The following is a 25,987-nucleotide window of genomic DNA, read 5'->3' as shown; positions in this document are numbered from 1 at the left end:
ATATATGAAAGGAATAGTTTACAAGTCAACAGGTAGTTGGTATATTGTGAAAGCCGAGGATGGGCTTTTTTATGAGTGTAGAATTAAAGGTAGATTTCGATTAAAAGGGATAAAAAGTACCAATCCAATTGCGGTTGGTGATCATGTTGCTTTTGAGTTAGAAACGAATAATGATAAGGTTACAGGTGTTATTCATGAGATAGAAGAGAGAAAAAATTATATTATTAGGAAATCGGTGAATTTATCTAAACAGGTACATATTATCGCTTCAAATATTGATCAAGTTTTTTTAATCGTCACTATTAATAATCCAGTAACTACAACAAGTTTTATAGATAGATTCTTGGTTTCGGCAGAAGCATATGGGATTAAGACTATTCTTGTATTTAATAAGATAGACACTTTTGATGAAGAGACATTAGACGAACAATTGTATTTGCAATATATTTATTCAAATATTGGATATGAGTGTTTAAGGGTTTCTGCTTCGGAAGGAAAGGGTATTGAGGCGATTAAAGAAAAGATGATAGGGAAAGTTTCTATGTTTTCTGGTCACTCAGGAGTTGGTAAGTCTACTTTAGTGAATGCAATTGAACCAGTTTTGAATTTGAAAACAGCTCAAATATCTGAGCAGCATCAACAAGGACAGCATACAACGACTTTTGCAGAAATGTTTGATTTGAGTTTTAATGCGCAAATTATCGATACACCGGGGATTAGAGGTTTTGGTGTTGTGGATATTGAGCCAAGTGAATTAGGTAACTATTTTCCAGAATTCTTTGAGTTAAAGGAGCGTTGTAGATTTCATAATTGTATGCACAAAGAAGAGCCGCAATGTGCCGTAAAAGACGCATTGGATAAGGATGAGGTAGCTTGGTCTCGTTATAATAGTTATATACAGATATTAGAAGGGGATGAAGAGCATTATAGAAATGATATTTACAAAGACGGAAGAAATCAAGAAGAATAATGAGAATAGTGGTTCAAAGAGTGACAGAAGCAAATGTTCTGATAAATAACGATGAGAAAAGAAGTATTGATGAAGGGCTGGTTGTTTTATTAGGAATAGAAGAAGCGGATTCGAACGAAGATATAGAGTGGCTATCTGGTAAAATAGTCAACTTAAGAATATTTGATGATGAAGAAGGAATAATGAATCTTTCATTAAAGCAAATTGATGGAGAAATTTTGCTTGTAAGTCAATTTACCCTACAAGCTTCTACAAAAAAAGGAAATAGACCTTCTTACATAAAGGCAGCCAAACCTTCTATTTCGATACCTTTATACGAGAGTATGATTGGTCAATTAGAAAAAGAGTTAGGAAAAAAAATAGTTACTGGAACTTTTGGTGCAGATATGAAAGTTAGTCTATGTAATAACGGACCTGTTACGATATTAATTGATTCAAAAAATAAAGAATAATGAATATTTTAAAAAAATACGGGTTATTTACTTTCATTTATATCTTGTTGACTTGGGCTTTTTCAAATGATTTGAATTGTCTTTTAGATGTCGATACGATTTGTTTGACCAATTTCTTAGGAAAGTATTTTGTTTTTATAGTATTGATGATAGTGTATGATAGATGGATAAAAGGAGGGTTATTTGGAAAAAAAAATAAAAAATAATAATGAATATACAAGACGCTCAAAAAGCAGTAGATAACTGGATAAAAGAACACGGAGTTCGCTATTTCAATGAATTAACAAATATGGCTCAGCTAACTGAAGAGGTTGGTGAAGTAGCGCGTATTATTGCAAGACGTTATGGAGAGCAATCTGAGAAGGAAAGCGATAAAAATAAAGATTTAGGAGAAGAGTTGGCAGATGTTGTTTTTGTTGTTCTATGTTTAGCGAATCAAACAGGGGTTAATTTACAGGATGCTTTTGATAAGAAAATGGATATAAAAACCGACAGAGATCACGATCGTCACCATAATAATGAAAAGTTGAAATAGTTTAGAATGGATGTTTTTATAGAAAAAAGCAATTTAAAGTCTGGAATGACTCTGAAGATTTCAGGTAGTAAATCAGAAACTAATAGGCTGTTAATTTTGCAGAAACTATTTGGAAACATTCAATTATATAATAGCTCCGATTCTGATGATTCCGAAGTTTTATATAAGGCTTTAAATTCTAATGAAAAACTTGTTGATATTCATCATGCAGGTACAGCTATGCGCTTTCTTACTGCTTATTATTCAATGCAACCTAGCAGAGAAACAATTTTGACGGGAAGTAAGAGAATGTGTGAGCGACCTATTGGGGTTTTGGTAGATGCATTAAGAAATTTAGGGGCTCAAATAGATTATTTAGATAAAGAGGGATATCCACCCTTAAGAATAATAGGTGATAGGTTAAAAGGCGGGCGTGTCAGACTTTCAGCTGGAGTGAGTAGTCAATATATTTCGGCACTGTTGTTAATTGCACCTTTTTTAGAGACTGGTATAGAGTTGGAGCTTTCTAATGAGATTATCTCAATGCCTTATATTGAAATGACTTTATCAGTATTAAAGGAATTTGGTATATCCATATTGTTTGAAAAAAGTACAATTAAAGTAGAGTCTTGTAGAGATATAACCCCTCGGACGTTTGAAATAGAATCAGATTGGTCTTCAGCTTCCTATTATTACGCTATGGTTGCGCTTTCTCCTATAGGGACTAATTTGAGGTTAGGAAGTTATAAGCTATCGAGTTTACAAGGCGATTCACAATTGGTTTCTTTATTTCAGCGACTTGGTGTTAAAACCATAGAGATAAAAGGTGGATTAATTGAGATAATAAAGGAAAGAGAATCTCAATCAAGTTTTATTGCTAATTTAAATGATACACCTGATTTGGCTCAAACTTTATCAGTTTGTTGTTTTGGGTTAGGAATTGAATGTGTGTTAACTGGATTACAAACATTGAAAATTAAAGAAACAGATAGGTTGGTTGCCTTGAATAATGAATTGAAAAAATTAGGTGCTGAGATTTCAATTACTCAGAACTCCCTGTATTTGTCTTCTTCGAAAGGGATGACCTCTAATGTAACGATAGAAACTTATCAGGATCACAGAATGGCAATGTCTTTTGCTCCTTTGGCTTTATTAGTACCTTTGATAATTAAGGATTCAGAGGTTGTAACAAAATCATATAAGAACTTCTGGAAAGATATAGAAAAACTAGGTTTTGTATTGAAATAGCGGTAAATAAGCTATTTATAAAAAATACTCTTTGAATTACTTGACAACGCCTAGTTCTAGGTCGTATATTTGCAAACTGTAAATAAAGGTAAATGCCTTTGTTGTTTAATTAAATTTCAAGAAAAATGAAGTTATCCCATTTTAATTTAGATATACCTGAAAAGTTATTAGCTGAATTTCCATCAGAGAATAGAGATGAAGCACGTTTGATGGTAGTAGATCGAAAGACTCAAACTATTGAGCACAAATTATTTAAGGATTTAATTGATTATTTTGATGAAGGTGATGTGATGGTGTTGAATAATACTAAGGTATTTCCAGCACGATTATATGGTAATAAGGAGAAAACAGGTGCTAGAATTGAAGTTTTTTTATTAAGGGAATTAAGTGCAGAACAACGTTTATGGGATGTTTTGGTTGATCCAGCTCGTAAGATTCGTATAGGTAATAAGTTGTATTTTGGAGATGATGAATCTTTAGTTGCTGAGGTTATTGATAATACGACTTCAAGAGGTAGGACTTTGAGATTTTTATATGATGGTTCTTATGAAGAGTTTCGTGAGAAATTGACAGAATTAGGGGAAACGCCATTACCTAAATATTTGAATAGAGAAGTAGTTCCAGAAGATGCGGAACGTTACCAAACAATTTATGCTACCGAAGAAGGAGCTGTTGCGGCACCAACTGCAGGACTACATTTTTCTAAACATCTTTTAAAGAGATTGGAAATTAAGGGTGTGGATTTTGCTGAGGTTACCTTACATATAGGGTTAGGTACTTTCAATCCTGTGGAGGTTGAGGATCTTTCTAAGCATAAAATGGATTCTGAAGAAATGCAAATTACACAAGAAGCTTGTGATATTGTTAATAAGGCAAAGGAAAATAAGAAAAGAGTATGTGCAGTTGGAACAACTTCTATGCGTGCACTAGAAAGTACTGTGTCTTCTAGTCATACTTTGAACCCTTATGAAGGATGGACAAATAAATTTATATTTCCTCCTTACGATTTCAGTATTGCTAACTGTATGATAACCAATTTTCATATGCAGAAATCCACTTTACTTATGATGGTATCGGCATTTTGTGGACATGATTTGATGAAAAAAGCTTATGCGGAAGCAATAAAAGAAAACTATAGGTTTTATACTTATGGGGATGCTATGTTGATTCTTTAAGTGGTTTTTTAAATATTTAAAAAAAGGGGTTACTTCAGGTGAAGTAACCCCTTTTTTTGTAGATGAAGATTGGAGGGGGAAGTTTATAACTTGAGAATAATTTTTTAGTTATTTTTAGAATAGCATAAGTTATATTGTGTTTTGGATTGCAAATGTGAAGTCTTTTCAAGATGATTCAATGGAATGAATTTATCATTTTGTTTCTATTTTTATTTTTTGATTCCTTTAATTTTTGTGTAGATGAAATAGCTATATTGTATCTTCAAAATCTTAGAATATTAAGATATTGTTAGGGACAGAATTGCGATTTTTAGAATTAGAATGTTGGTTTAGTTGATATTGTTTTTTAATAAAGATTAAAGTATGATTAAAAAGATAGAGGAGTTTGTTAAATGGAATTTTCGAGGTATTGCTCAGATAATGTTTCAAAAAAATGCTACAACTGGCTTGATATTTTTCATTGGTATAGTATATTGTTCATGGCATATGGCTATAGGGTTGTTGGTTGGAACTATTACAGGAACGGCATTGGGGTATCTTTTAGATTCTAAGAATGATACTAAAGGTTTAAAAAAAGGTATGTATGGTTTTAATGCAGCCTTAATGGGTATCATTATTGTTTTTCAATACGGTTTAAGTTGGACTTCTTTAGGTTGGGTGATTGGGTCAGCTGCGGTGGCTACTTTAATGATGCATGTTGCTTTGTTGAAAGAAATAAGGATTTTTACGTTTCCATTTGTGTTCCTGAGCTGGATTGTGATTTATCTAATTAATTCAAAATCTCTACTGCCTTTGGTTTCACATCCGACAGTTGATGAAAATCTACTACAGCAACCTATAACGGAAATGTTTGAAAGGTTTTTAGTTTTCATTGGTATGAGTTATCAAGATGAGAGATTAGATGATGTGTTGATTTTTGCTACTCACGGTTTTGGTCAAGTTATGTTTCAGGCTAGCTTTTTGGCTAGTTTGATGTTTTTAATTGGTGTTTATGTTAATAAGCCTGTAGCGGCGCTTTATGGAATGTTTGCCTCTATATTAGCAATAACGATTTCTCGAATGATTGAAGGGCCAGATGTGGTTATTGGAACAGGTATGGTAAGTTTTAATGCTGTTCTTTGTGCAATAGCATTTTCAGGAACTAGGCATAGAGATGGGTTATTAGTTATATTTAGTACAATACTTACTGTGTTAATAGACTCTTTGATGAATAAATTTGAGATACCTGCTTATACATTTCCATTTGTTATGACTATGTGGATACTATTATTTGCGGAGAAGAGAATTCGTAGGTTATCAAATATGTTTACCACTGATGTGGATTAATAATTTTATGAGTGAAAATAGTTTGCAAATTGTTTGAACTCTATTAATTTTACCCAAACCAAAAAAAAATTTTAATGGAATTTAAAAATACGCTTGAGTTTGCGAGAGAACTTGATAAAAAAGATACGTTAGCTAAATATAGAACTGAATTTAATTTTCCAAAAGTGAATGGAAAGGAAGTGATTTATTTTACAGGTAATTCATTAGGATTACAGTCAAATAGGTCAGTAGACTATGTGAAAGAAGTGATGGATGATTGGGCTAATCTTGCTGTTGAAGGACATTTTTTTGCAGATAAACCTTGGTGGGATTATCATGAAAGATTTAGTAGTCCATTAAGTAAACTTGTTGGTGCGAAGCCATCAGAAGTTACTGTGATGAATACGCTAACAGTTAATTTACATCTATTAATGGCGTCCTTTTACCGACCTACACAAAAGAAATTTAAAATATTATGTGAAGAAAAGGCTTTTCCAAGTGACCAGTATATGATTCAAAGTCAGGTTCAGTTTCATGGTTTAGATCCTAAGGATACTATTGTGGAGATTAAAAGAAGAGATGGAGAACATAATTTTAGGATAGAAGATATTTTAGCCAAAATTGATGAAGTTGGTGATGAATTGAGTTTGGTATTAATAGGAGGACTGAACTACTATACAGGACAAGTATTAGATATGAAAACGATAACTGCTAAAGCACATGAGTATGATGCATATGTGGGGTGGGATTTAGCACACGCGGCGGGTAATATTAAATTAGAATTACATGAGTGGGGAGCTGATTTTGCTGCTTGGTGTAGTTATAAATATATGAATTCAGGACCAGGGAATGCTTCAGGGTGTTTTATTCATGAAAAGCATCATAATAATATGGATTTACCTCGTTTAGGTGGATGGTGGGGACATAATAAAGAGCGTCGTTTTTTAATGGAACCAAAATATGATCCAATTCAAAGTGCTCATGGATGGCAAATTAGTAATCTACCAATTTTATCATTAGCTCCTTATTTGGCATCTGTTGAAATGTTTGATGAAATAGGGATGGATAAGTTAGTAGAAAAAAGAGATGTTATAACTTCTTATCTGGAATTCATATTAAAAGAGGTTGCTAGAGAAACCAATGCTAATTTTGAAATTATTACTCCTTCAGATCCAAAGGAAAGAGGAAGTCAATTATCAGTTTTATTGCATGGAGAAGGGCGTAGATTGTTTGATTATTTAATGGAAGAGGGGGTAATTGTAGATTGGCGCGAACCAAATGTAATTCGTTTAGCACCAGTACCACTGTATACTTCTTATGAAGATATGTATCATTTCGGTCAGATTTTAAAAAATGGAGTTAAGAGTTAAATGAAACTTTTATTAATAGAATAATGAAAGCATGATTTTAAATTATAATCCTACATTTGCACAATATTTAAAACTATAATAATGTCGATTAAACAACAGAAGATAGACAGTTTTGACCCATCACAACCTGGTTTAGCTGATGCTTCTATTTACGGATTGCCTTTTACGGCTGAAGAAAGTGAAATTATTATTTTGCCGGTTCCATGGGAGGTAACGGTTAGTTATGGTGCTGGGGCTTCTGAAGGGCCAAACGCAATCTTAGAGGCTTCTTATCAGGTTGATTTGCTGCATCAGAAATATCCCGAGTTATGGAAACTTGGTATCTTTTATGATGATGCTCCGGAACATTGGGCTGAACAAAGCGAGATATTGAAAGGTTTGGCGCAGCCAATTATAGAAGCATTAGAAAATGGTGAAGAGATTGATACTTTTCCTTTATTGCAATCTGATTTAGATAAGATAAATAGAGCTTGTGATGTTTTGAAAAAGGAGGTCTCTAATCGAGTATCATATTGGATGGATCTAGGGAAAAAAGTGATACTTCTAGGAGGAGATCATAGTACTCCTTTGGGGTATTATGAGTCTTTAGCAAAAGTACATGATTCATTTGGGATTTTACATTTTGATGCTCATATGGATTTAAGACAGGCGTATGAAGGATTTACTTATTCACATGCGTCAATTATGTATAATACTTTAAAGTTAGATGCTGTTTCAAAGATTGTACAAGTTGGTATCCGTGACTTTTGTGATCAAGAGCTAAAAGTGGTTCAGAATGAGAAAGGACGAGTTTTAGTGCATACTGATGCTGATTTGAAAGCATCGCTTTTTGAAGGTAAATCATGGATGCAAATTTGTGATGAAATTATTTATTCATTACCTAAAAAAGTTGCTATTAGCTTTGATATAGATGCACTGTTGCCTTGGTATTGTCCAAATACTGGAACGCCAGTTCCTGGGGGTCTCTCTTATGAACAAGCGACTTATCTATTGGATAAGTTAGCGGCTTCTGATAAAGAGATTATTGGAATGGATTTGGTAGAAGTAGCACCTGGTGATGATGATTGGGATGGAAATGTAGGAGCTAGGTTACTATTCCATATGTGTGGAGTATTTGCGAAATCGCAAAAAATGAATGTTGGGGAAAGAATAGAGTTTGTGAAATAGAAAAAATCCCCCAATTCGGGGGATTTTTCATTTTTTACTACTCGTTATTAATCTGTAAATTATAGCTATAATAGCTAATACTAATAAGATATGGATGAAGCTACCAACAGCTTGTCCAAATCCAAAAAATCCAACTGCCCAGCCTATTAAAAGGATAATCGCAATAACCCAAATTAAATTTTTCATTGTAGTTTTTTTTGTGATTAATAAAGTAAATTTACATCTTTTTAGTTGAAAATCAATGGGTTTTGTGTTAAGCTAAGGTTGAGGATAGGTTGGTTTTAAAAAGTTTTGTTATGAATGAGGTGCAAAAAGTAGGGATTGTAGGTTCTGGATTGGTAGGAACCGTTCTTGCGATAGGGTTGAAAAAGATGGGTTATGAAGTTGATGTAATAGATCGGAGTTCGGATATACGAATGATTGATTTCTCGGGACGTTCAATTAACTTGGCATTATCTACACGTGGGTGGAATGCCCTAGATAAGGTGGGAATTGGTGATGAGGTTCGCGAAATTTCAATTCCAATGAATAAAAGAGCGATACATAAAATAGATTCATCTACTGTGGAACAACAGTATGGAGTTCATGGAGAAAGTATTTGCTCTGTGTCAAGAGGAGGGCTTAATCAAAAGCTTGTTGCATTGGCTGAAGAAGTAGGTGTTAATTTTATTTTTGATTGCCCTATTTTTGATATTGATTTAAAGGAGGCTGTTCTGTATACGGGTGAAAATGAGATGAGTTCTTGGGATGCTATGCCTTATGATATAGTCTTTGGAGCTGATGGTGCTTATTCGAAGATTAGAGCAAGGATGCAAAGGCAAAGTAGATTTGAGTATAGTCAGCATTATTTGAATATTGGGTATAAGGAATTGACAATTGATGCGGATGAATTTTCGAAACATAAATTAGATTCTAATTCTTTCCATATTTGGCCAAGAGGTAACTTTATGTTGATTGCCTTGCCAAACTTAGATGGTAGTTTTACTTGTACTATATTCATGCCTTTTGAGGGAGATATTTCTTTCGAAGCGATTCGGACAGAAGTGGATTTGGGTGTTTTCTTTGAAACATATTTTAAGGATGCAGCCCCATTAATAATGAGTCTTAAGAAAGATTTTTTTACTAACCCTACAAATTCACTTGTTACTACAACTTGTTATCCTTGGGTAGCAAATGACAAGGTGGCGTTGATTGGTGATGCTGCACATGCGGTTGTACCTTTTTATGGTCAAGGTTTAAATGCAGGATTAGAGGACGTTTCTGAGTTGTTGGATTTGCTTTCAAAATATCCAAAAGACTGGGCGACTTGTTTAGAAAAGTATCAAATTAGTAGAAAACCAAATGCGGACGCTATTGCAGAATTGTCTGATAGGAATTTTATTGAGATGAGTACTTTAACCGCAGATCCTAACTTTTTACTTCAGAAGAAAATCGAAAAACGTTTTACGGATTTGTATCCAAATTATTGGCTACCTCTTTATGATAGGGTGACGTTTAGTTCCGGTTCATATGCGGAGGCATTAAAATTGGGGGATTTTCAAAGTTCAATTATGGAGGAGATTATGTCTCTTGATAATATTTCTGAAAAATGGGATTCTAAGGAAGTAGAAAACATGATGCTTCGCCATTTTTAATAAAAAAAGTGAGCACTAGATGGAGCTCACTTTTTAGTTTGAATAATAAATTTCAATGTTATCTAGATTTTTTATTTAGCACTTTGTTGAGTATACCGAATGCTCCTCTGATAAATGTAGCGCTGGTTATAACTTTTAATATTGGGTTTATAGTATTTGTTTTTTGCGAAGTTTTATTCTGAGATTTTGTTTCTGGAAATGCCACTTCTTGTTGATTGGCTTGGTCAATTTTTCTTGTCAACATTTCATAGGCACTATCCCTATCAATTGGTGTGTTGTATTTTCTAGTAAGCTTGGAGTTTGATACTATGTTATCTATTTCTTGGGGGTTTAGAATGTTCATTCTACTCATTGGAGATCTTAATGTGCATACCACCAGTGGAGTAGGTATTCCTTTTTCGTTTAAGACTGTTACTAAAGCTTCACCAGTTCCCATTTGTGTGATTATCTCATTGGTTTTGTAGAATTCCGTATTAGGGAAGTTTTCAGATGAGGATTTAATTGCTTTTCTATCCTTTTCTGTAAAGGCTCTCAGTGCATGTTGTATTTTTAATCCTAATTGAGCTAATACACTGTTTGGTACATCTGTTGGGTTTTGCGTAATAAAGTAAATACCTATTCCTTTAGAGCGAATGAGTTTAATAATGGTTTCAATTTGATTCAATAACGCTTTGCTTGCTTGGTCGAATATTAAATGAGCCTCGTCTATGAAGATAATGAGCTCTGGTTGTTCTGCATCTCCTTGCTCAGGCATTTCAGAGTATACTTCAGCCAAAAGACTTAACATAAATGTAGAAAATAATTTAGGACGATCTTGTATGTCAGTTAATCTTAAAATGTTAATATATCCTAGTCCTTCTTCGTTAACTCTCATTAAGTCTTTTATGTCGAAAGATGTTTCTCCAAAGAATAGTTCTGCGCCTTGTTGTTCAAGCTCAATTATCTTTCTTAAAATTGAACCTGTCGAGGCTGTTGAAATTCTACCATAGAGGTTTTCTACTTCTGTTTTACCTTCGTTAGTTATGAATTGTAATGTTTTTTTAAAGTCTTTTAAGTCGAGTAATGGAAGGTTGTTGTCATCACAATATTTAAATAAAATAGATACAACTCCACTTTGAGTATCGTTTAGGTCTAATATTCTTGAAAACAATACGGGGCCAAATTCACTTATAGTTGATCGTAATCGAACTCCGTTTTCTTCTGAAATTGATAATAATTCAACAGGGAATGCTTTAGAGGAATAAGGTAAATTCATTGATTGATGCCTATTAGTAATGAATTCATTAATAGAGCCTTCTTGTGCAATTCCGCTGAAATCACCTTTTATATCCATCATTAGAACAGGAATTCCTTTTAAGGATAATTGTTCAGACAGGACTTGAATTGTTTTAGTTTTTCCTGTTCCAGTTGCTCCTGCAATAAGACCGTGTCTATTTAAAGTTTTTAAGGGAATATTTATAAAGTGATTGGGAATAATTTCGTTTTGAAGTTGAGCGCCACCAATTGTGATGTAGTCGCCTTTGAATGAATATCCTTCTTGTATGGTCTTTGAGAAAGTCACGTTGTTATTCATAATAGATGGTTGGATAGAGGGTTGGATAGAGGGTTATATATACAAATATAAGGGTTTTGAGACGAGAATGCATAGGGTTTGTGAATGTTAAATTTTAAGGAATGGTAACAATAAGTGGATTTAATTAAAATAGAGTTGTTATCTTTACCTTTGCTTAACGATTTATTTTCTTGAAGAGTCTGTATGTTTCTTTTGCATTAAATTGAAGAAGAATAAAATGAAAAATATCACTTTTAATTTTTTTATTTGACCGAAACGTATAAATTTGCGACTCTCATTAAGATAAAAAGGAGAGAAAAACATTGAGTAATAATTGAAAAAAAGAATTAAATTTTAAAAAAATGACAAACGTATCAAACGAATCAGTTGAAAAAGTAGGTTCTAGTTCAGGAGTAAGCAACATTTTTGCAGCATTAGCAGTGGTTTTATGTTTAGTTTTCGGATATGTTATGTGGGACTTCGTAATGGGAGCTCCAGGAAACTTCGAAAATGGAGATCGTAATGGTCACCCACTACCAGGTAACTTCATGGGTATTTTCTTTAAAGGAGGACCAGTAGTAGCTGCTTTGGTTGGATTGTTTACAATGGTGATTGTGTTTTCAATCGAAAGATTCTTTGTTATCAGAAAAGCAACTGGTAAAGGAAATGTAGGAAACTTCGTTCAAAACATCCAAGTTACAATCAATGAAGGTAGAATCGAAGATGCATTACAAGAATGTGATGAGCAAAAAGGTTCAGTTGCAAATGTTGTAAGAGCTGGATTGATTAAATATCAAGAAGTTAAAAAAGAAGGTTTTTCTAGTGAAGAAGCTACAGAAACTATTCAAAAAGAAATCGAAGAAGCTACTACATTGGAAATGCCAATGTTAGAGAAAAACATGATTGTTTTGGCAACTTTAGTTTCAATCGGTACATTAGTTGGACTTTTGGGTACAGTAACAGGGATGATTAAAGCGTTCTCTGCTTTAGCAACTGCTGGTACACCTGACTCTGCTGCACTTGCAACAGGTATTTCTGAGGCACTTGTATGTACAGCAACTGGTATTGGTACATCTACATTAGCAATTATAATGTATAACTCATTTACTACGAAAATTGATAAATTGACTTACTCTATTGATGAGGCTGGATTTGCTATCACGCAATCATACAGAAGATTCAAAGCTGGATTCATTAAGTAATTAAAAGAGTAATAATCATAATAAACCCGTAGTATTCCGAGAGATTTAATACGGGTTTATAAAACAATTTCACAATGGCAAAAGGTAAAATGAAAAAGAAAAGTATGAGTGTTGATATGACCGCGATGTGCGACGTATCTTTCTTACTACTTACTTTCTTCGTATTGACTTCGACTGCTAAACTTCCTGAGCCATTACCAGTGGATACTCCTGCTTCAACAGTACAAACAAAATTGCCAGAATCAAATCTTGCAACTGTTACTGTAGGTGAGGGTAAAGTATTCTTTGGGATTTTAGGAAAAAATGAGCGTATTGAAACGCTTGAGCATATAGGAGAGAAGTATAATATTGAATTTACAGATGCAGAGAAAAGACAATTCTCTTTTTTAGAGGGAATCGGTACTCCTGTAGCTGGATTAAAACAGTTTTTGAATCTTTCACCTGATGTTATTACTAAAGCAGTTCAGCCAGGTATCCCAACTGATTCTATTGATAATCAATTGAAAGAGTGGGTTCAGGCAGCACGAGTTGTAACAAGGGATAGAAATAACAAAATCTTAGATGTTGCTATTAAAGGTGATGCAGAAGAAGAATATCCAAAAATCAAAAGAGTGATGGATATTTTACAGGAGCAAAGAGTTAATAAATTCTTTTTAGTAACGGGCTTAAGAAACGAGGATTTTTAATCATTAAATTACTACTGTAAATGGCAGAATTAAATACAGGTGGCGGCGGCGGTAAGGAGAAAAAAGTAAGAAGTAAGAAGCAAAATTCTGGAGTTGACTTAACAGCGATGGTGGATTTGGCATTTTTATTGATTACCTTCTTTATGTTGACGACATCTATGAACAAACCGCAGTCTATGAATTTGGCAATGCCAGAGAAAGAAGATACTGAGGATCCTGAGACGGAAACTAATGTTGCGGAGAGTAGAACTATGACAATTCTTTTAGGTGAAAACGATAAGATTGTTTGGTATATGGGAAAAGTGGAATCTCCATTCGAGGGACCAAAAGACCAAGTTTATGGTAAGGGTGGTATACGAGTAGATATTCAATCAAAAGTAAAATCTGTTCCTTTAACAACAGGAGATCCTGAAAAAGGGGTAATCGTAATTATCAAACCAAGCGAAAAATCTAACTATAGAAATTTGGTAGATATATTGGATGAGATGGCAATTAACGATGTGAAAGCATATGCTATATCAGATATTGTTCCAGAAGAACTTGCAATGTTAGGTGAAAACTAGTTTAGCTAGTTATAAAAAATACAACAATTATGTCAAAATTGAATATCTTTAAAAAAGAATGGATTGATATTATCTTCGAGGGTCGTAATAAGGCTTACGGAGCATATCAATTGCGTTCCGAAAATCCAAAAGTGACTACTTTTGCGCTATTTTCAGGTATTGCGTTGTTCGGACTAGCAATTGCTTCACCTATGTTGATAGATATGGCAAAGGGTCAGTTTGGTATAAAAAACAAGAAGAATATGGACAAGGTGATAGAGGTAATCAATATTGATGTACCACCACCACCAGTTGATATTCCACCACCACCTCCAGAATTGGATGTGCCACCACCACCACCACCACCAGCAGCAGAGAAATCTGTTCGTGATGAGAAAAAGTTTACTGAAATCAAAGTAGTGGAGGATGAAAAGGTAACTGAAGAAATCGCTAAACAAGATGATTTCAAAGATGCAGACCCAGGAAAAAAGGATAGAGAAGGTGATAAGGATAAAGGAGCTATTAAAACTGGAGAAGCAACAGGTGATGCCGACAAAGGAAAAGGGGCAAAAGACGGTACAGGTGATGGTGATCCGGATCAGGTTTTCGTTGCAGTACAAGTAAAGGCTGAACCACCAGGGGGGATGCAGGCATTTCAAAAACAATTCATTAGTAGATTTAGAACACCGGATATAGATTCTAGTGTAAAGAGATTACAAGTGATTGTTATGTTCATCGTTGAGAAAGATGGTTCATTAACGGATATTAAAGTTCTACGTGACCCAGGTTATGGGGCTGGTAAAGAGGCTGTACGTGTTCTTAATAATATGCCGAAATGGAAACCAGCGGTTCAAAACGGAAGAAACGTGAGATCGCAATTTACATTACCAATTACAATTCAAGTGCAATAGGTGATGATTTTAAATAATTTTAAACAGAAATCGCCTATGCAGCGATTTCTGTTTGTTTTTGGACTTTTCTTCTTTTTTATTTATTTGGGATTGGGTCTAATGTTTATTCTTTGGAAATCCATACCTTTAGAAATTGAATACACAAATCGTGTGTTATTTGGTATATTGTTGATAATATATGCTATATTTAGATTTTATAGGTTGTTAAAATAGATATAATGAAATTAAAAGTTAAGAAGATACTTTTTGCTTTTACTGTAATTGTCGGAGTTTCGACCTTTGTACAGTGCAAGAATGATACTTCGAAAGGAGAGGCTACTACAGCTAATGAAACTCCTGTGTCAGGTAAAACTTCAATATTGGTTGAAGAATCCATTTACCCTATTGTTGAGGATGTAGTTTCTTTATTTGAATACGAATATGATCGAGTTTCGATAGAGCTTATTAAAAAAAGTGAAAATGAAATTTTAGATCTGATTTATAAAGACTCTCTAAGGTTAGCCGTTTTGCCAAGGATTCTGGATAGTCTAGAAGTTTCTGATTTCAAGGGTAAGGTTGTACCTAAAATGACTTATTTTGCTAACGACGCTATCGTTTTTATCAGCAGTAAAAATAATAAGGATTCAATTATTGACTATGAATTACTAGTAAGCGAATTACAATCGGGTAGTATCAACAAGGATAAGTTGTTGATATTCGATAATGTTAATTCTAGTATTAGTAAGCATTTTAGAGAATTAGCTAATGTAAAAGACCTTTCTAGTAGCCAAGTTTACTATTTATCAGATACGCAACAAGTGATAGAGTATGTGAATAAAAATCCTAATGCTATTGGTGTTATTGGTCTTAATTGGTTAGTGCAACCTAGCGAGAATATTCGTGTTGATTTAGATAATATAAAAGTTCTTGGGGTGAAAAATCCTAAAGATAATAAATACTATAAACCCTCTCAGAAGAATATAGGTGAAGGTAATTATCCATTAAGTCGTAAATTATATCTTTTAGATTTTCAAGGGAAAAGTGGTTTAGGAATGGGATTTGCTTCGTATATTGCAGGTTATAAGGGACAGAGAATTGTTTTGAAGTCTGGATTGGCTCCTTTTATTGTACATCCTAGAGAAGTTATAGTCCGAAAGAATATAGAATAATTTTAATAATAAATACTAACAAACCAAAATTAGAAGAGACTATGAATAAATATTCAGTTTATAGTTTGCTTGCAGCTGTTTTAGCAACAACTACTATTCAAGCACAGAACTTAGAAGAAGCTAAAAAAGCTATTCAAGATGAGAAGTTTGATAAAGCAAAAGATATTTTACACGCATTAGTTAAGTCAAATCCAGATGATGGTTCAAACTTTTATTATTTAGGAGATTTGTTTTTGAGAGAGAATCAGTCAGACTCTTCTAGATTTTACTTCAATAAAGGTTTGGAAGCTAAAAATAAAGGAAGTTTAAATTTCATTGGCTTAGGTCAATTAGAGTTAGATAATAATCGTGAGGTTGAGGCTAGAACGAATTTTGCAAAAGCAGAAAAAGATTTTAAGAAAAAAGATTATGCTGAGCAATTGTTGATTGCGAATGCTTATGTGAATAGTGATCATCCAAATACTAAAGAAGCGATTAAAATTGCTAAATCTGTTCTTGAGAAGGATTATAAAAATGCACAAGCATATTTGGTTCTTGGAAAAGCATATTTGCAAGAAAAAAATATGAATGAGGCATTCAGTGCTTTTAGAAATGCTTATGACTATGATAATACGATGTTAGAGGCAAAATTGCAGTTGGCTGCAATTACTAAAAGAGCTAGAGCATATGCTAATGCTGTAAATGATTTTAAAGAAGTTCTTGCTTTAAATCCGAATTATGCTCCTGCATATAGAGAATTAGCAGAGACTTATTATTTGTGGGCTAAAAACAGTAATTCTAATCAAGAGGAGTACATCAAAAATGCATCAGAAAACTATAAAAAGTATATAGAGATGTCTGATGGTTCTTCGGATTCAAAAATGCAATATGCAGACTTCTTAGTTCAAACAGAGAATTATGTTGAACTAGAGAAAATTGCAAATGAATTAAAGGATAATGAAAATATTAATCCTAGAATTTTCAGATACCTTGGCTACGCTGCATTTAAGAATGAGAATTACCAAGAAAGTGTATCTGCTTTAGATTCATTTTTGAAAAAGTATTTAAAGACGAATAAAAGCGTAAATATTATAGGGCGTGATTATTTTTATTTGGGTCTTTCAAAAATGGCTTTAGCTGATAAATCGGGTTCTAGAAACGAAGCTTTATATCAAGAAGGACTTCAATCTCTTCGAGAAGCAGTTAAGGTAGAAGAAGCTATAGCTGGAGAATTTAATGCTTATGGGGTAGCTTCTTTCAAAAAAGCAACAATAGAAGGATATAACGATGCAGTTGATGTTTTGAAAATTTCTGCAGCTGTTAAGAATCAACCGAATTATGTATACGATAATTATTATTTAGGTTATTCGTATTATTTTATAGGAAAAGAAACAGAAGATGATGCTACGTATAAATTAGCTAGTGATGCTTTTAGTAACACTATAGCCGTTTCTCCAACAACAGAGGAAGCCTATTTGTTGAAAGCTCGTGTAAATAGATATATTGATTCAGTAGAGTCTCGTGAATTGATGAATGAGGCTTACCTTGGATTCATTAAGGCTTTGACAGATAAAGGTGAATTGGGTTCTGCTAAACATAAAAACACTGTGATTGAAGCTTATACGTTTATAGGAGCGCATTATGCTACTATTAATGATAATGCAAAAGCAGTTGAATACCTTAATAAGGTTTTAGCTATTGATGCATCAAATGAATATGCGAAAAATACTATAAAATCTATAAAAGGATAATATGGTGTTTTTGAATGATTTTAAAACTTGTCTAGAAATAGACAAGTTTTTTTTTATACTAATTTTAATTATTTATCTCATCATTGTTTAATGTAGTATATTTTTTTAAATATTAAGATTATTGTTTTGGTTCGCTTATCTTTGCTTGATATTGGAATGAGAGAAAATGAAGAAACAGATTATAGAACAGGATTTGACATATAATGGTACTATTTTACCTTTGATGGAGGAGTTTTATACCATCCAAGGAGAAGGATTTCATACAGGAACAGCTGCTTATTTTATTCGTTTAGGCGGGTGTGATGTTGGTTGTCATTGGTGTGATGTAAAAGAGAGTTGGGAAGTTTTAAAGCATCCACTTACATCTATTGATACTATAGTTGGTAATGCATCTGAGAAAGCGAATCTTGCTGTTATTACTGGGGGAGAACCTTTGATGTGGAATCTAGAACCATTAACAAAAGCTTTGAAAGATAGTGGTATGTTTGTGAATATGGAGACTTCAGGAGCTTATGAGTTAACTGGGTCTTTTGATTGGATTTGTCTTTCGCCTAAGAAAACGATGTTGCCAACTCAGAGTGTTTATGATGCAGCAAACGAGTTAAAAGCGATCATTTATAATAAGCATGATTTTATTTTTGCTGAAGAACAAGCCGCTAAGGTTAATGATAAAGCTATATTGTTTTTGCAACCTGAGTGGAGTAAGAGTGAAGAAGTATTACCATTAATTATAGAATATGTAAAGGAAAATCCGAAATGGAGAATTTCTTTACAAACACATAAGTATTTGGATATTCCTTAATTAGTTATATTTTTACAATCAATAAAAAAATGTAAACAATGAAAAAAGTACTAATTACCTTGACGCTTGCTTTATTTGTGCAAGTTGGTTTTGCTCAAGATACATTTAAAGAAGATGTAAAAAAATACTTTAGCTATAGTGGGCAATCTGCAGGATTAGAAATTGTGAAAAATGATTTAAGTTCTAATGTGCCAGCTGAAAAGAAAGTTGCTTTCGAAAAAGAGTTGGATGTGAGTTTGAATAATTTGATTGAAAGTTTGGCTGATTTGTATATGAGTGAATTTACACATGAAGAGATTAAACAAATCAACGCTTTTTATGAAACACCGGTTGGTAAAAAACTATCATCGAAGAACGAGTTTTTACTAAATAAAGGACAAGAAATTAGTGGAGAATGGTCTCAGGGCTTAATCGAACTAATGGGAAGATATATGAATTAATTGATTCATAAGAAAACAAAAAGGCTACCTGAATTGGTAGCCTTTTTGTTTTTCTTAAATATATAACTTTGCTAAATAATCATAGTGATCGCCTTCGTAAATGAGTTGAGATTGTAAACCATTTGCATGAGCTGCGTTTTGTAATGTATTATAGTCAACATACAACCAGTTAAAAGGAATTTCAGTTTCTCCTTTATAATGAATGGTAAAAGTAAGTTCTCCATAGTATTCTTTATGGGTAGGAATCCATTTACCACCATCTTCATCTTCGTCGAACATGTAAATTAAATCAGAACTGTCTATTAGTATTTGACCATTCTCATTTAGCAACGATTTGAGTTTATTAAGGTATTGAGTGATGTTTTTTAATTGACCAAAAATGCCAGTACCATTCATTAATAATAGGATGGTGTCGAATTTTTGATTTTCTATATCCAAAAGGTCTATAGTTTGTGCATTGTTTAGACCTCTTAATTGACAAGCTTCTATTGCGTTTTGCGAAATGTCTATAGGAAATACATCAAGTCCTCTTTTGATTAGGTGTAAGCTATGACTTCCGGCGCCACATCCAACATCTAATACCTTTCCATAGCTTAAATCAAGTGCTTTACGTTCTAATTTAGGCATCTCTTCAAAATTTCGGAAGAGATAGTTGATGTCCATTTCTTCTGCTTCAGAAATGTCTGTTTCTGTTATTATATTTTGAGGGCTATTATTGGTTTGAAAGTCGAGAATAGCTTTGCCAAGAAGATCTTTCATATTTTAATATTATATTTTTCTGTTTCTAAATGAGATATTGATAAATTTGTAGCTTGAAACGGACTAGTATGGTAAATCGGTTACAGCAACTCCAAAAGTTGGCCAAAGATAAGCATAACGAGAATAAGAAGTATTTTGATAAACTAAAAAAGAAGACACCAAAGAATTTAGATTATCAGATGCAAGATATACATGACGAAGTATTTAAGCGTATAGATTGCTTAGAGTGTGCCAATTGTTGTAAAACGACTGGTCCTTTATTCACGCAACAAGACGTGGAACGTATATCTAAATATCTAAAGATAAAACCACAGCAATTTTTTGATAATTACTTAAGGATAGATGAAGATAAAGATACGGTCTTAAAAGAATTGCCGTGTCATTTTTTGGATTTTGAAAACAAATGTATGATTTACGATGTACGACCTAAGGCATGCAGAGAGTATCCACACACCGATCGTAAAAAATTCCAACAAATCACCGCTCTGACTTTAAATAATGTTTCTATTTGTCCCGCCGCCTATGAAGTAGTAGAACAAATGAAGAAAAAAATTCCTTTATAATTTTGTTATATAAAGAAGTGCTCTTCTTCTAATAACCTCAATTCTTTATCAGTATGAGATTCAAATTGGACTTTAACATATTCTATCAATTCAAGAATTAAATCTTTTAGTTTTTCAAAAAAAGAAAGAGCATCGTCTAGATATCCTTTAATCAAGTCAAAAAAATCTAATATTCTATTGACGAATGCCACAATTTTATCTCCGTAATTCATAATATTTAATAGTTATCAGTTACTCAAATATAGCGAAATTATTACAAGCAAGAATGAATTTAAGATAAAACTAACATTTTCGAAAAGCCTTTAAACTCTAGCGATTCAACCAAGTTTTTATTTCGTGTATCAAGTTCTTACTAACTAAAATTGGAGAAGTGTCTGATGGAGTTGGAGATAAGAGAATTTCAATCTTTTGACTATTGTGTTTTACTATTTCTCGTATTGCTTTATAGTTAACAATATACTTTCTGTTTATTCTAAAAAATGTATCTGCATTCAACTTTTTAATAACATCTTTGATTGTGTCTTGATAAATATAATGATTTCCGTCAAGTGTGTATAGAAAGAGATGTTTTCCAGAGGCTGAGAAATAAGCTATTTCCTGCTCTTCAATTGATTTAAGCTTATAACCATGATTAACTAGAAATCGTTGTTTAGGAATGCTATCAAGAGCATTGTCAACTTGAATAAGATGATTTAGTACTGGTTCAATTTGAAATTGTTGAGATATGGTTTTAAATTTCTGAAGTGCTTTATGTAATTCTGATTCTTCGTATGGCTTAAGTATGTAATCTATAGTAAACTGTTTAAAAGCTTTAATCGCATAATTATCATAAGCAGTTACGAAGATAACAGGGCATTGAATAGAAACTTGTTCAAAAATGTCTAAGCTTTTACCATCACCTAAATGAATATCCATAAAGATTAAATCAACTTTATTGTCAGCAAAATAAAATACTGCTTCTTTTATTGAAGACAGTTGAATAATTTGATGAATTTCAAGAATAGATTGTTCCTCTAAAAGAGATCTCAGATAAGCAGATGCAAGAGTTTCGTCTTCAACAATAGCAACTTTCATTTTTCTTGTAAAAGTAAAAAAAAAGAACCGCCTAAAAAAATTAGACGGTTCCTAGTGGCTATTTACAAATTTGGATTGTTTAGTCTTGCATTTGTGGGGTAAGGTAGTGTATATCTTGGGTCATTCTGTTGTAAGATATACTCTGTTCCATTTGTAGTATGGATTATTTTTTTCTGATTAATTCTTCTTAAATCGAACCAGCGATGTCCTTCAAAAGAAAATTCTTTAAATCGTTCTTCGAGTAAGAAAGTAATAAAATCTTCTTTGTTTAACTTTGAAATAGAGTTTTTTAAAGTAGCAGCAACTTCAGGAGTATATCTCGTGTCAATCACAGGTTGAATAATTGCGACTGCTTCAGTCATCTGATTAAGTTGAGCATGAGCTTCCGCTTTTATGAAATATAATTCAGCTGTTCTAATAGAAGTTTTGTTTTCAAGGTTACCAACTTTTATCACTTTATAGTTAGAGCTATTTTTTTCGTAAAACTTAGCAAATCTTAAGTCGTTGTCCTTATCGTAAGCATTAATCAATTCATCAGAAACGGTGATGCTACTCTTCATTGAAGAAGATAATGTAGCTTCTAAAGCCAAAATAGATTCTTTAGATTGGAAATGAGAAGGCACTAATTGAGAGTTGTTCAAATCTTCTAGTTCAGATTTATAAGCCAGTGCTTGAGATGAACTATTAATTGCGTCTTGCCATTTGTGTTCATAAAGATTAACTCTAGCTTCCAAAGCATAAATAGCAGCTTTGCTAAAGCGGTAGTTGTACCCTGGTTCTTGAACGTTTACTTGTGCTAAGGATTTTGCTTTGTCTAAATCCTTATGAATTTGGTTGTAAACGGTTTCAATACTCTCTGGCTGTAATACATTCTCTAAGTCGATTTCCAAAGCTAATGGAATAGAAAGTTCAGTGTTGGCAGTAGCTGGGTTATATGGTTTTCCATATAAATTCACTAAGTCAAAGAAAGCGTAGGCGCGTAAAGCATAAGCCTCAGCAAGCAATTGATCTTTTTCAACAGAAGCAGTCAATACCTCTGCACCATCTACGATGGTGTGGTTTGCATAAAATACAGAAGTATAAAATGCTAACCATGGAAATTCAATAGTTTGTTTATCTTGACCTTGGTCTTTCCATGCAAAGATGTCTCTAAAACTCATAAAGTCAAAATTATCACTTTGTAATACAGTTTCATCCGTACGTAAGGCACTAAGAGATTTGTGACCAGGATAGGCAACATAACCTTGAGTTAATAGAGCTCTGAACTCCTCTTGAGTTTTAGGGATTACTTTTCCTTCTGGTTCAATATCCAGAAAGTTGTCGCAGCTATTAAAGCTAAAAGCTAAAACAAGACTGCTTATAAAGATGCTTATTTTTTTCATAATAATTGCTTAATAGATTAGAATGTGAAGTTCAATCCTAAAGTGAAAGACTTAGAAATTGGTTGTGCATAAATGTTTCCATATGTTTCAGGGTCAAAATAACCACTGTAGTCACTACCAAAAACTAATAAGTTTCTTCCTTCTAGACTGATACGAGCATTCTGTATTTTTAATTTATTAGTTAGAGAACTTGGAAATGAATAGCCTAGACGAATGCTACTGATACGTAAATAGCTAATTTCTTTTGTCCAAATATCTAAGTATTTATAAGTGTCGTATGTGTCAGCTGTATTAAACCAAGAGTACGCCATCCAAGAATCACCAGCATTCATGTCTTTACCGATAATTCCTGGTAGATTGCTGTTTGTGTTTGTAGGTGACCATGCGTTTAAGATGTCAGTAGTATAGTTTCTTCCTGGGTCAACTTGTGCACCGTTATAAGGAGGTGTTTTAGTAACAGTTTGTTTTAAATTGAAAGCAGCAGAGATAGAAAGATCAAAGTTGTGAATTTTAAAGTTATTGATAATACCTCCAGTGAACTTAGGGTCACGATCACCTAAATACTCAAAACGACTTCTCATTTCCTCATTAGTCAATCCAGATGCAACCAATTCTCCCGGAAGGAATTCGGCATAAGGGTCTGTTAATTTAAAATATTCAACAACACCTACTTTCTTGCCATCTAACCAGAATAATGGACTTCCATATTGGTCGATTCCAGCTGTTTTAAGTCCGTAGACAGCATTCACAGCGTTACCTTCACCAGAAGGAAGAATACTGTTATTCATCACATCAATTTGGTCGATATTACTTTTGTTATGAGCAAAGTTAAAGTTGGTTGTCCAACTGAAGTTATCTCGAACAATGTTTCTAGTGGTCAAAGAGATTTCAAAACCTTTGTTTGTAACCTGTGCCCAGTTCATACTTGTATATTCAAAACCATTTTCTAGGGGTAATTCTCTAAGACCAATTAGATCGGTACTCTTTCTGTTATAAATATCTGCTTCTATAGCAATTCTATTTTTGAACAATCCCAAATCAATTCCAAAGTTAGTATTGGCAGTTTTTTCCCATCTTAACTTACTGTTTGGAGGATTTGTAACAACGATTGTAGTTTCGTCCATTCCTGGCAGTATAGTAGAGCTGTTGTATTCACCAACCACAAAAGGAGAGGTGTTACGGTCAATATTTCCTTGAAGTCCATAAGAACCTCTTAAACGTAGATTAGATATGAAATCTACATTTTCCATAAATTTTTCGTTTGATACTAACCAAGATCCAGAAATAGCCCATAAAGGTAAATACTTGTATTTAGGATCTGCACCGAATAGGTTTGAACCATCATAACGAACACTACCAAAAACAGTATATTTTCTATCAAAAGTATAAGCTGCTGTAGCAAAGAAAGAAGCGTATGCGTTTTCGATAGATGACTTTTTAAACGTCTCGTAGATTTTATCATCTATAGCATCACTACCTGCAGGAAATAAGATCGGTTTAGTAGTTAAAGTTTTAGGGTCAAAACCAAAACCTTTTGTTTTTATGATTTTGCTATCCGTTTTTCTAATTTCAGACCCCACCATAATATCTAACTCATGTATGTCGTTGAAGATAGTATTATAGGTAGCCTGCGTCTTCCAGTTGTATTGAAAGTAATTGTTGTTTTCATTTTCAATAATTCCACCCTCTGGTAAGAAGTAGTGATATCCACCATTTTTGTAGTATCGAGTACGTTCTTTTTCTTTACGGACATTGTAGGTTTCTTTTCCAAGATATTTTTCCATCTCAGAATTGTCTATTTGCAAGCCAAATTGAGAAGATAAAGTTAAGTCATCAAGAATAGAATAGTTAACGTCAAAAACTCCTTTCAAAGAACGGTTTCTCAAATTATAACTTGTGTTTTCTCTTTCCTCTAAAAAGTTGAATGGAATATATCTATCATCAAAACCATCGATGTCTTGGTCGTAATTATAACTACCGTCTTCTTTAAAAGGGTTAAGGTACGGGTTTACGTTTCTTGAATAGTTTGCTGGGTTGATACTTGCGTCACGATCCGAAACAAAACTAGATTTATCAGATTGAGTACCAAATAAAGCAACTCCTACTTTTAACTTGTCATTTAATTGAAAGTTGTTTTTAAGTGTAATGTTGTAACGTTCAAAACCAGTTCCAACAGTAGCTCCTTCTTCATCGTAATACCCTAAAGAGAAATAATAATCCGAGTTGTCATTACCACCAGATAGACTTAAGCCATATTGAGTGTTAATAGCGGTTTGATACATCAAATCTCCCCAATCAGTCTGTTGATTGCGCAGGTTGTTGATGGTGTTTTGAGTAATAGGGCTTAATGCTGAAAAACCACCATTTTGAAAGTTTTGCATTTCACCATTTGCATTGATGATTCTTGAAATATTACCCTTATCGCTACGGTAGTTTAAATCAGTTCTACCTGCTAACATTAACTCTAAGTCTACTTTCTGAGAAGAGTTCATTAAATTTAGCTTAGAGAAATCAGGTTTTTGAGTTACGAAGGTGTTGGCTGAGAAGTTCACACGCATAGCACCTTTTTTACCTCTTTTAGTTGTAACAGCAATAACACCATTTGCAGCTCTTGCACCGTAAATAGCAGTTGCAGCAGCATCTTTAAGAATAGTAATATCTAAAATATCATCAGGATTTAAACCAGCAATAGAAAAGTTTTGCAATTGGTCGATATTGTCCTTGTCATTAAAATTAGGAACATCATTTCCTTCTAAAGGCAAACCATCAATAACCCATAAAGGATCTTGTGGACCGTTTAATGAAGCAGTTCCTCTAATTCTAATTTTTGCTGGTCCACCAGGAGCGCCCGTTTGAGTAGTAACAGCAACCCCAGCAATTTGACCAGAAAGCATTTGGTCTACACTCGCAACTCCAACTTGTGCGATATCTTCCATACTCACCTGAGCAACAGCCGACGTAAGTTTTCTTTTTTCGATAGTTTGGTAACCAGTGATGATTACTTCATTCAATACGTCATTGTCAGTAGAAAGACCAACAATATAGTGACTTCTTTTGTCTAAGTGAATAGTTTTGTTCTCATAGCCTATGAAGCTAACAACAATTGTTTTAGCTTGAACAGGAACTTCAAGAGTAAAGTTTCCATCAAAATCAGTAACAGTACCTAAACTAGTACTTTGAATAATACCTTTTTGATCTGTAGTGTTTGAAATGGTTTGGCTTTCTACAATAACAGAAGCACCAGGTAAACTGTATTTTTCAGTAGCATCTTGCACAAAACCAGTAATCACTCGTTTCTCTTGAGCCCAAAGGGAAGAGAAAAATAAAAGTGAAAATAATAAGAGTGTTTTTTTCATGTGTA

25 protein-coding genes are annotated in these 25,987 nt (G+C 33.3%); 18 read left to right on the top strand and 7 right to left on the bottom strand.

From position 1 onward, the window contains the following. Positions 1–4: 4 nt before the first annotated feature. The 8 genes from rsgA (at position 5) to BM024_RS09960 (ending at position 8,201) form a co-directional block, all read left to right on the top strand. A complete protein-coding gene (gene rsgA / locus BM024_RS10000) occupies positions 5–970 on the top strand; it encodes a ribosome small subunit-dependent GTPase A (RefSeq protein ID WP_090679797.1) in 966 nt (321 codons plus the stop codon). Further along, complete coding sequence (dtd, locus tag BM024_RS09995; protein ID WP_090679795.1) at positions 970–1,422, top strand: D-aminoacyl-tRNA deacylase; 453 nt, start codon at positions 970–972, stop codon at positions 1,420–1,422. The genes rsgA and dtd overlap by 1 nt, the downstream gene beginning before the upstream one ends. Before the next feature lie 208 nt (positions 1,423–1,630). After that, complete coding sequence (locus BM024_RS09985) at positions 1,631–1,957, top strand: nucleotide pyrophosphohydrolase (protein ID WP_090679791.1); 327 nt, start codon at positions 1,631–1,633, stop codon at positions 1,955–1,957. Between the two features lie 6 nt (positions 1,958–1,963). Continuing rightward, positions 1,964–3,184: a 3-phosphoshikimate 1-carboxyvinyltransferase gene (locus BM024_RS09980; protein WP_090679789.1), complete on the top strand. Its 1,221-nt coding sequence runs from the start codon at positions 1,964–1,966 to the stop codon at positions 3,182–3,184. Between the two features lie 125 nt (positions 3,185–3,309). Beyond that, positions 3,310–4,359, top strand: coding sequence for a tRNA preQ1(34) S-adenosylmethionine ribosyltransferase-isomerase QueA (gene queA, locus BM024_RS09975; RefSeq protein WP_090679787.1), 1,050 nt, complete (start codon positions 3,310–3,312; stop codon positions 4,357–4,359). Between the two features lie 363 nt (positions 4,360–4,722). After that, a complete protein-coding gene (locus tag BM024_RS09970) occupies positions 4,723–5,685 on the top strand; it encodes an urea transporter (RefSeq protein ID WP_090679786.1) in 963 nt (320 codons plus the stop codon). 74 nt (positions 5,686–5,759) lie between these two features. Next, positions 5,760–7,034, top strand: coding sequence for a kynureninase (kynU, locus tag BM024_RS09965; protein WP_090679784.1), 1,275 nt, complete (start codon positions 5,760–5,762; stop codon positions 7,032–7,034). A gap of 81 nt (positions 7,035–7,115) precedes the next feature. Further along, positions 7,116–8,201 (top strand): agmatinase family protein, encoded by a 1,086-nt coding sequence (locus tag BM024_RS09960; protein ID WP_090679782.1) that lies wholly within the window; start codon positions 7,116–7,118, stop codon positions 8,199–8,201. A gap of 27 nt (positions 8,202–8,228) precedes the next feature. Here the strand turns inward: BM024_RS09960 and BM024_RS13645 are convergent, their stop codons facing one another. Further along, a complete protein-coding gene (locus BM024_RS13645; RefSeq protein WP_143077757.1) occupies positions 8,229–8,387 on the bottom strand; it encodes a lmo0937 family membrane protein in 159 nt (52 codons plus the stop codon). A gap of 110 nt (positions 8,388–8,497) precedes the next feature. On the opposite strand from BM024_RS13645, the gene BM024_RS09955 reads away from it, so the two are divergent. Next, positions 8,498–9,835 (top strand): FAD-dependent oxidoreductase, encoded by a 1,338-nt coding sequence (locus BM024_RS09955; RefSeq protein WP_090679780.1) that lies wholly within the window; start codon positions 8,498–8,500, stop codon positions 9,833–9,835. A 58-nt stretch (positions 9,836–9,893) separates the two neighbouring features. On the opposite strand, the gene BM024_RS09950 is transcribed toward BM024_RS09955, so the two are convergent. Continuing rightward, complete coding sequence (locus BM024_RS09950; RefSeq protein ID WP_090679778.1) at positions 9,894–11,408, bottom strand: helicase HerA-like domain-containing protein; 1,515 nt, start codon at positions 11,406–11,408, stop codon at positions 9,894–9,896. Positions 11,409–11,749: 341 nt separating this feature from the next. On the opposite strand from BM024_RS09950, the gene BM024_RS09945 reads away from it, so the two are divergent. The 8 genes from BM024_RS09945 (at position 11,750) to BM024_RS09905 (ending at position 18,848) form a co-directional block, all read left to right on the top strand. Beyond that, the gene (locus BM024_RS09945; protein WP_090679776.1) at positions 11,750–12,589 is read left to right on the top strand and encodes a MotA/TolQ/ExbB proton channel family protein; all 840 of its coding nucleotides are present in this window, start codon (positions 11,750–11,752) and stop codon (positions 12,587–12,589) included. A gap of 74 nt (positions 12,590–12,663) precedes the next feature. After that, positions 12,664–13,275, top strand: a complete 612-nt coding sequence (locus BM024_RS09940) for an ExbD/TolR family protein (protein WP_090679775.1) — start codon at positions 12,664–12,666, stop codon at positions 13,273–13,275. Between the two features lie 20 nt (positions 13,276–13,295). Then, the gene (locus BM024_RS09935; RefSeq protein WP_090679773.1) at positions 13,296–13,838 is read left to right on the top strand and encodes an ExbD/TolR family protein; all 543 of its coding nucleotides are present in this window, start codon (positions 13,296–13,298) and stop codon (positions 13,836–13,838) included. A gap of 29 nt (positions 13,839–13,867) precedes the next feature. Further along, a complete protein-coding gene (locus BM024_RS09930; protein WP_090679772.1) occupies positions 13,868–14,728 on the top strand; it encodes an energy transducer TonB in 861 nt (286 codons plus the stop codon). Between the two features lie 218 nt (positions 14,729–14,946). Then, complete coding sequence (locus BM024_RS09920; protein ID WP_090679767.1) at positions 14,947–15,876, top strand: PstS family phosphate ABC transporter substrate-binding protein; 930 nt, start codon at positions 14,947–14,949, stop codon at positions 15,874–15,876. A 41-nt stretch (positions 15,877–15,917) separates the two neighbouring features. Further along, a complete protein-coding gene (locus BM024_RS09915; RefSeq protein WP_090679764.1) occupies positions 15,918–17,606 on the top strand; it encodes a tetratricopeptide repeat protein in 1,689 nt (562 codons plus the stop codon). A 166-nt stretch (positions 17,607–17,772) separates the two neighbouring features. Further along, entirely contained in the window at positions 17,773–18,408 is a 636-nt protein-coding gene (locus BM024_RS09910) for a 7-carboxy-7-deazaguanine synthase QueE (protein WP_090679762.1), read from the top strand. A 38-nt stretch (positions 18,409–18,446) separates the two neighbouring features. After that, positions 18,447–18,848, top strand: coding sequence for a DUF2059 domain-containing protein (locus BM024_RS09905; RefSeq protein WP_090679760.1), 402 nt, complete (start codon positions 18,447–18,449; stop codon positions 18,846–18,848). 54 nt (positions 18,849–18,902) lie between these two features. Here the strand turns inward: BM024_RS09905 and BM024_RS09900 are convergent, their stop codons facing one another. Next, on the bottom strand, positions 18,903–19,607 hold the full coding sequence (locus BM024_RS09900) for a class I SAM-dependent methyltransferase (protein ID WP_090679758.1): 705 nt from the start codon (positions 19,605–19,607) through the stop codon (positions 18,903–18,905). 68 nt (positions 19,608–19,675) lie between these two features. Here BM024_RS09900 and BM024_RS09895 point away from each other — a divergent pair, with 68 nt between their 5' ends. Beyond that, a complete protein-coding gene (locus BM024_RS09895; protein ID WP_090679756.1) occupies positions 19,676–20,170 on the top strand; it encodes a YkgJ family cysteine cluster protein in 495 nt (164 codons plus the stop codon). A 5-nt stretch (positions 20,171–20,175) separates the two neighbouring features. Here the strand turns inward: BM024_RS09895 and BM024_RS09890 are convergent, their stop codons facing one another. The 4 genes from BM024_RS09890 to BM024_RS09875 form a co-directional block, all read right to left on the bottom strand. Continuing rightward, a complete protein-coding gene (locus BM024_RS09890) occupies positions 20,176–20,382 on the bottom strand; it encodes a hypothetical protein (protein WP_090679754.1) in 207 nt (68 codons plus the stop codon). Between the two features lie 97 nt (positions 20,383–20,479). Continuing rightward, on the bottom strand, positions 20,480–21,244 hold the full coding sequence (locus tag BM024_RS09885) for a LytR/AlgR family response regulator transcription factor (protein WP_090679752.1): 765 nt from the start codon (positions 21,242–21,244) through the stop codon (positions 20,480–20,482). A gap of 62 nt (positions 21,245–21,306) precedes the next feature. Then, the gene (locus BM024_RS09880; protein WP_090679750.1) at positions 21,307–22,626 is read right to left on the bottom strand and encodes a RagB/SusD family nutrient uptake outer membrane protein; all 1,320 of its coding nucleotides are present in this window, start codon (positions 22,624–22,626) and stop codon (positions 21,307–21,309) included. A 17-nt stretch (positions 22,627–22,643) separates the two neighbouring features. Further along, complete coding sequence (locus tag BM024_RS09875; protein ID WP_090679747.1) at positions 22,644–25,982, bottom strand: SusC/RagA family TonB-linked outer membrane protein; 3,339 nt, start codon at positions 25,980–25,982, stop codon at positions 22,644–22,646. Positions 25,983–25,987: the final 5 nt, after the last annotated feature.

The sequence above is a fragment of the Myroides guanonis genome (genome assembly GCF_900114085.1).
Classification (GTDB): Bacteria; Bacteroidota; Bacteroidia; order Flavobacteriales; family Flavobacteriaceae; genus Flavobacterium; species Flavobacterium guanonis.
Note: the sequence above shows the minus strand (reverse complement) of the source record. Positions and strands in the feature narration are given on the sequence as shown.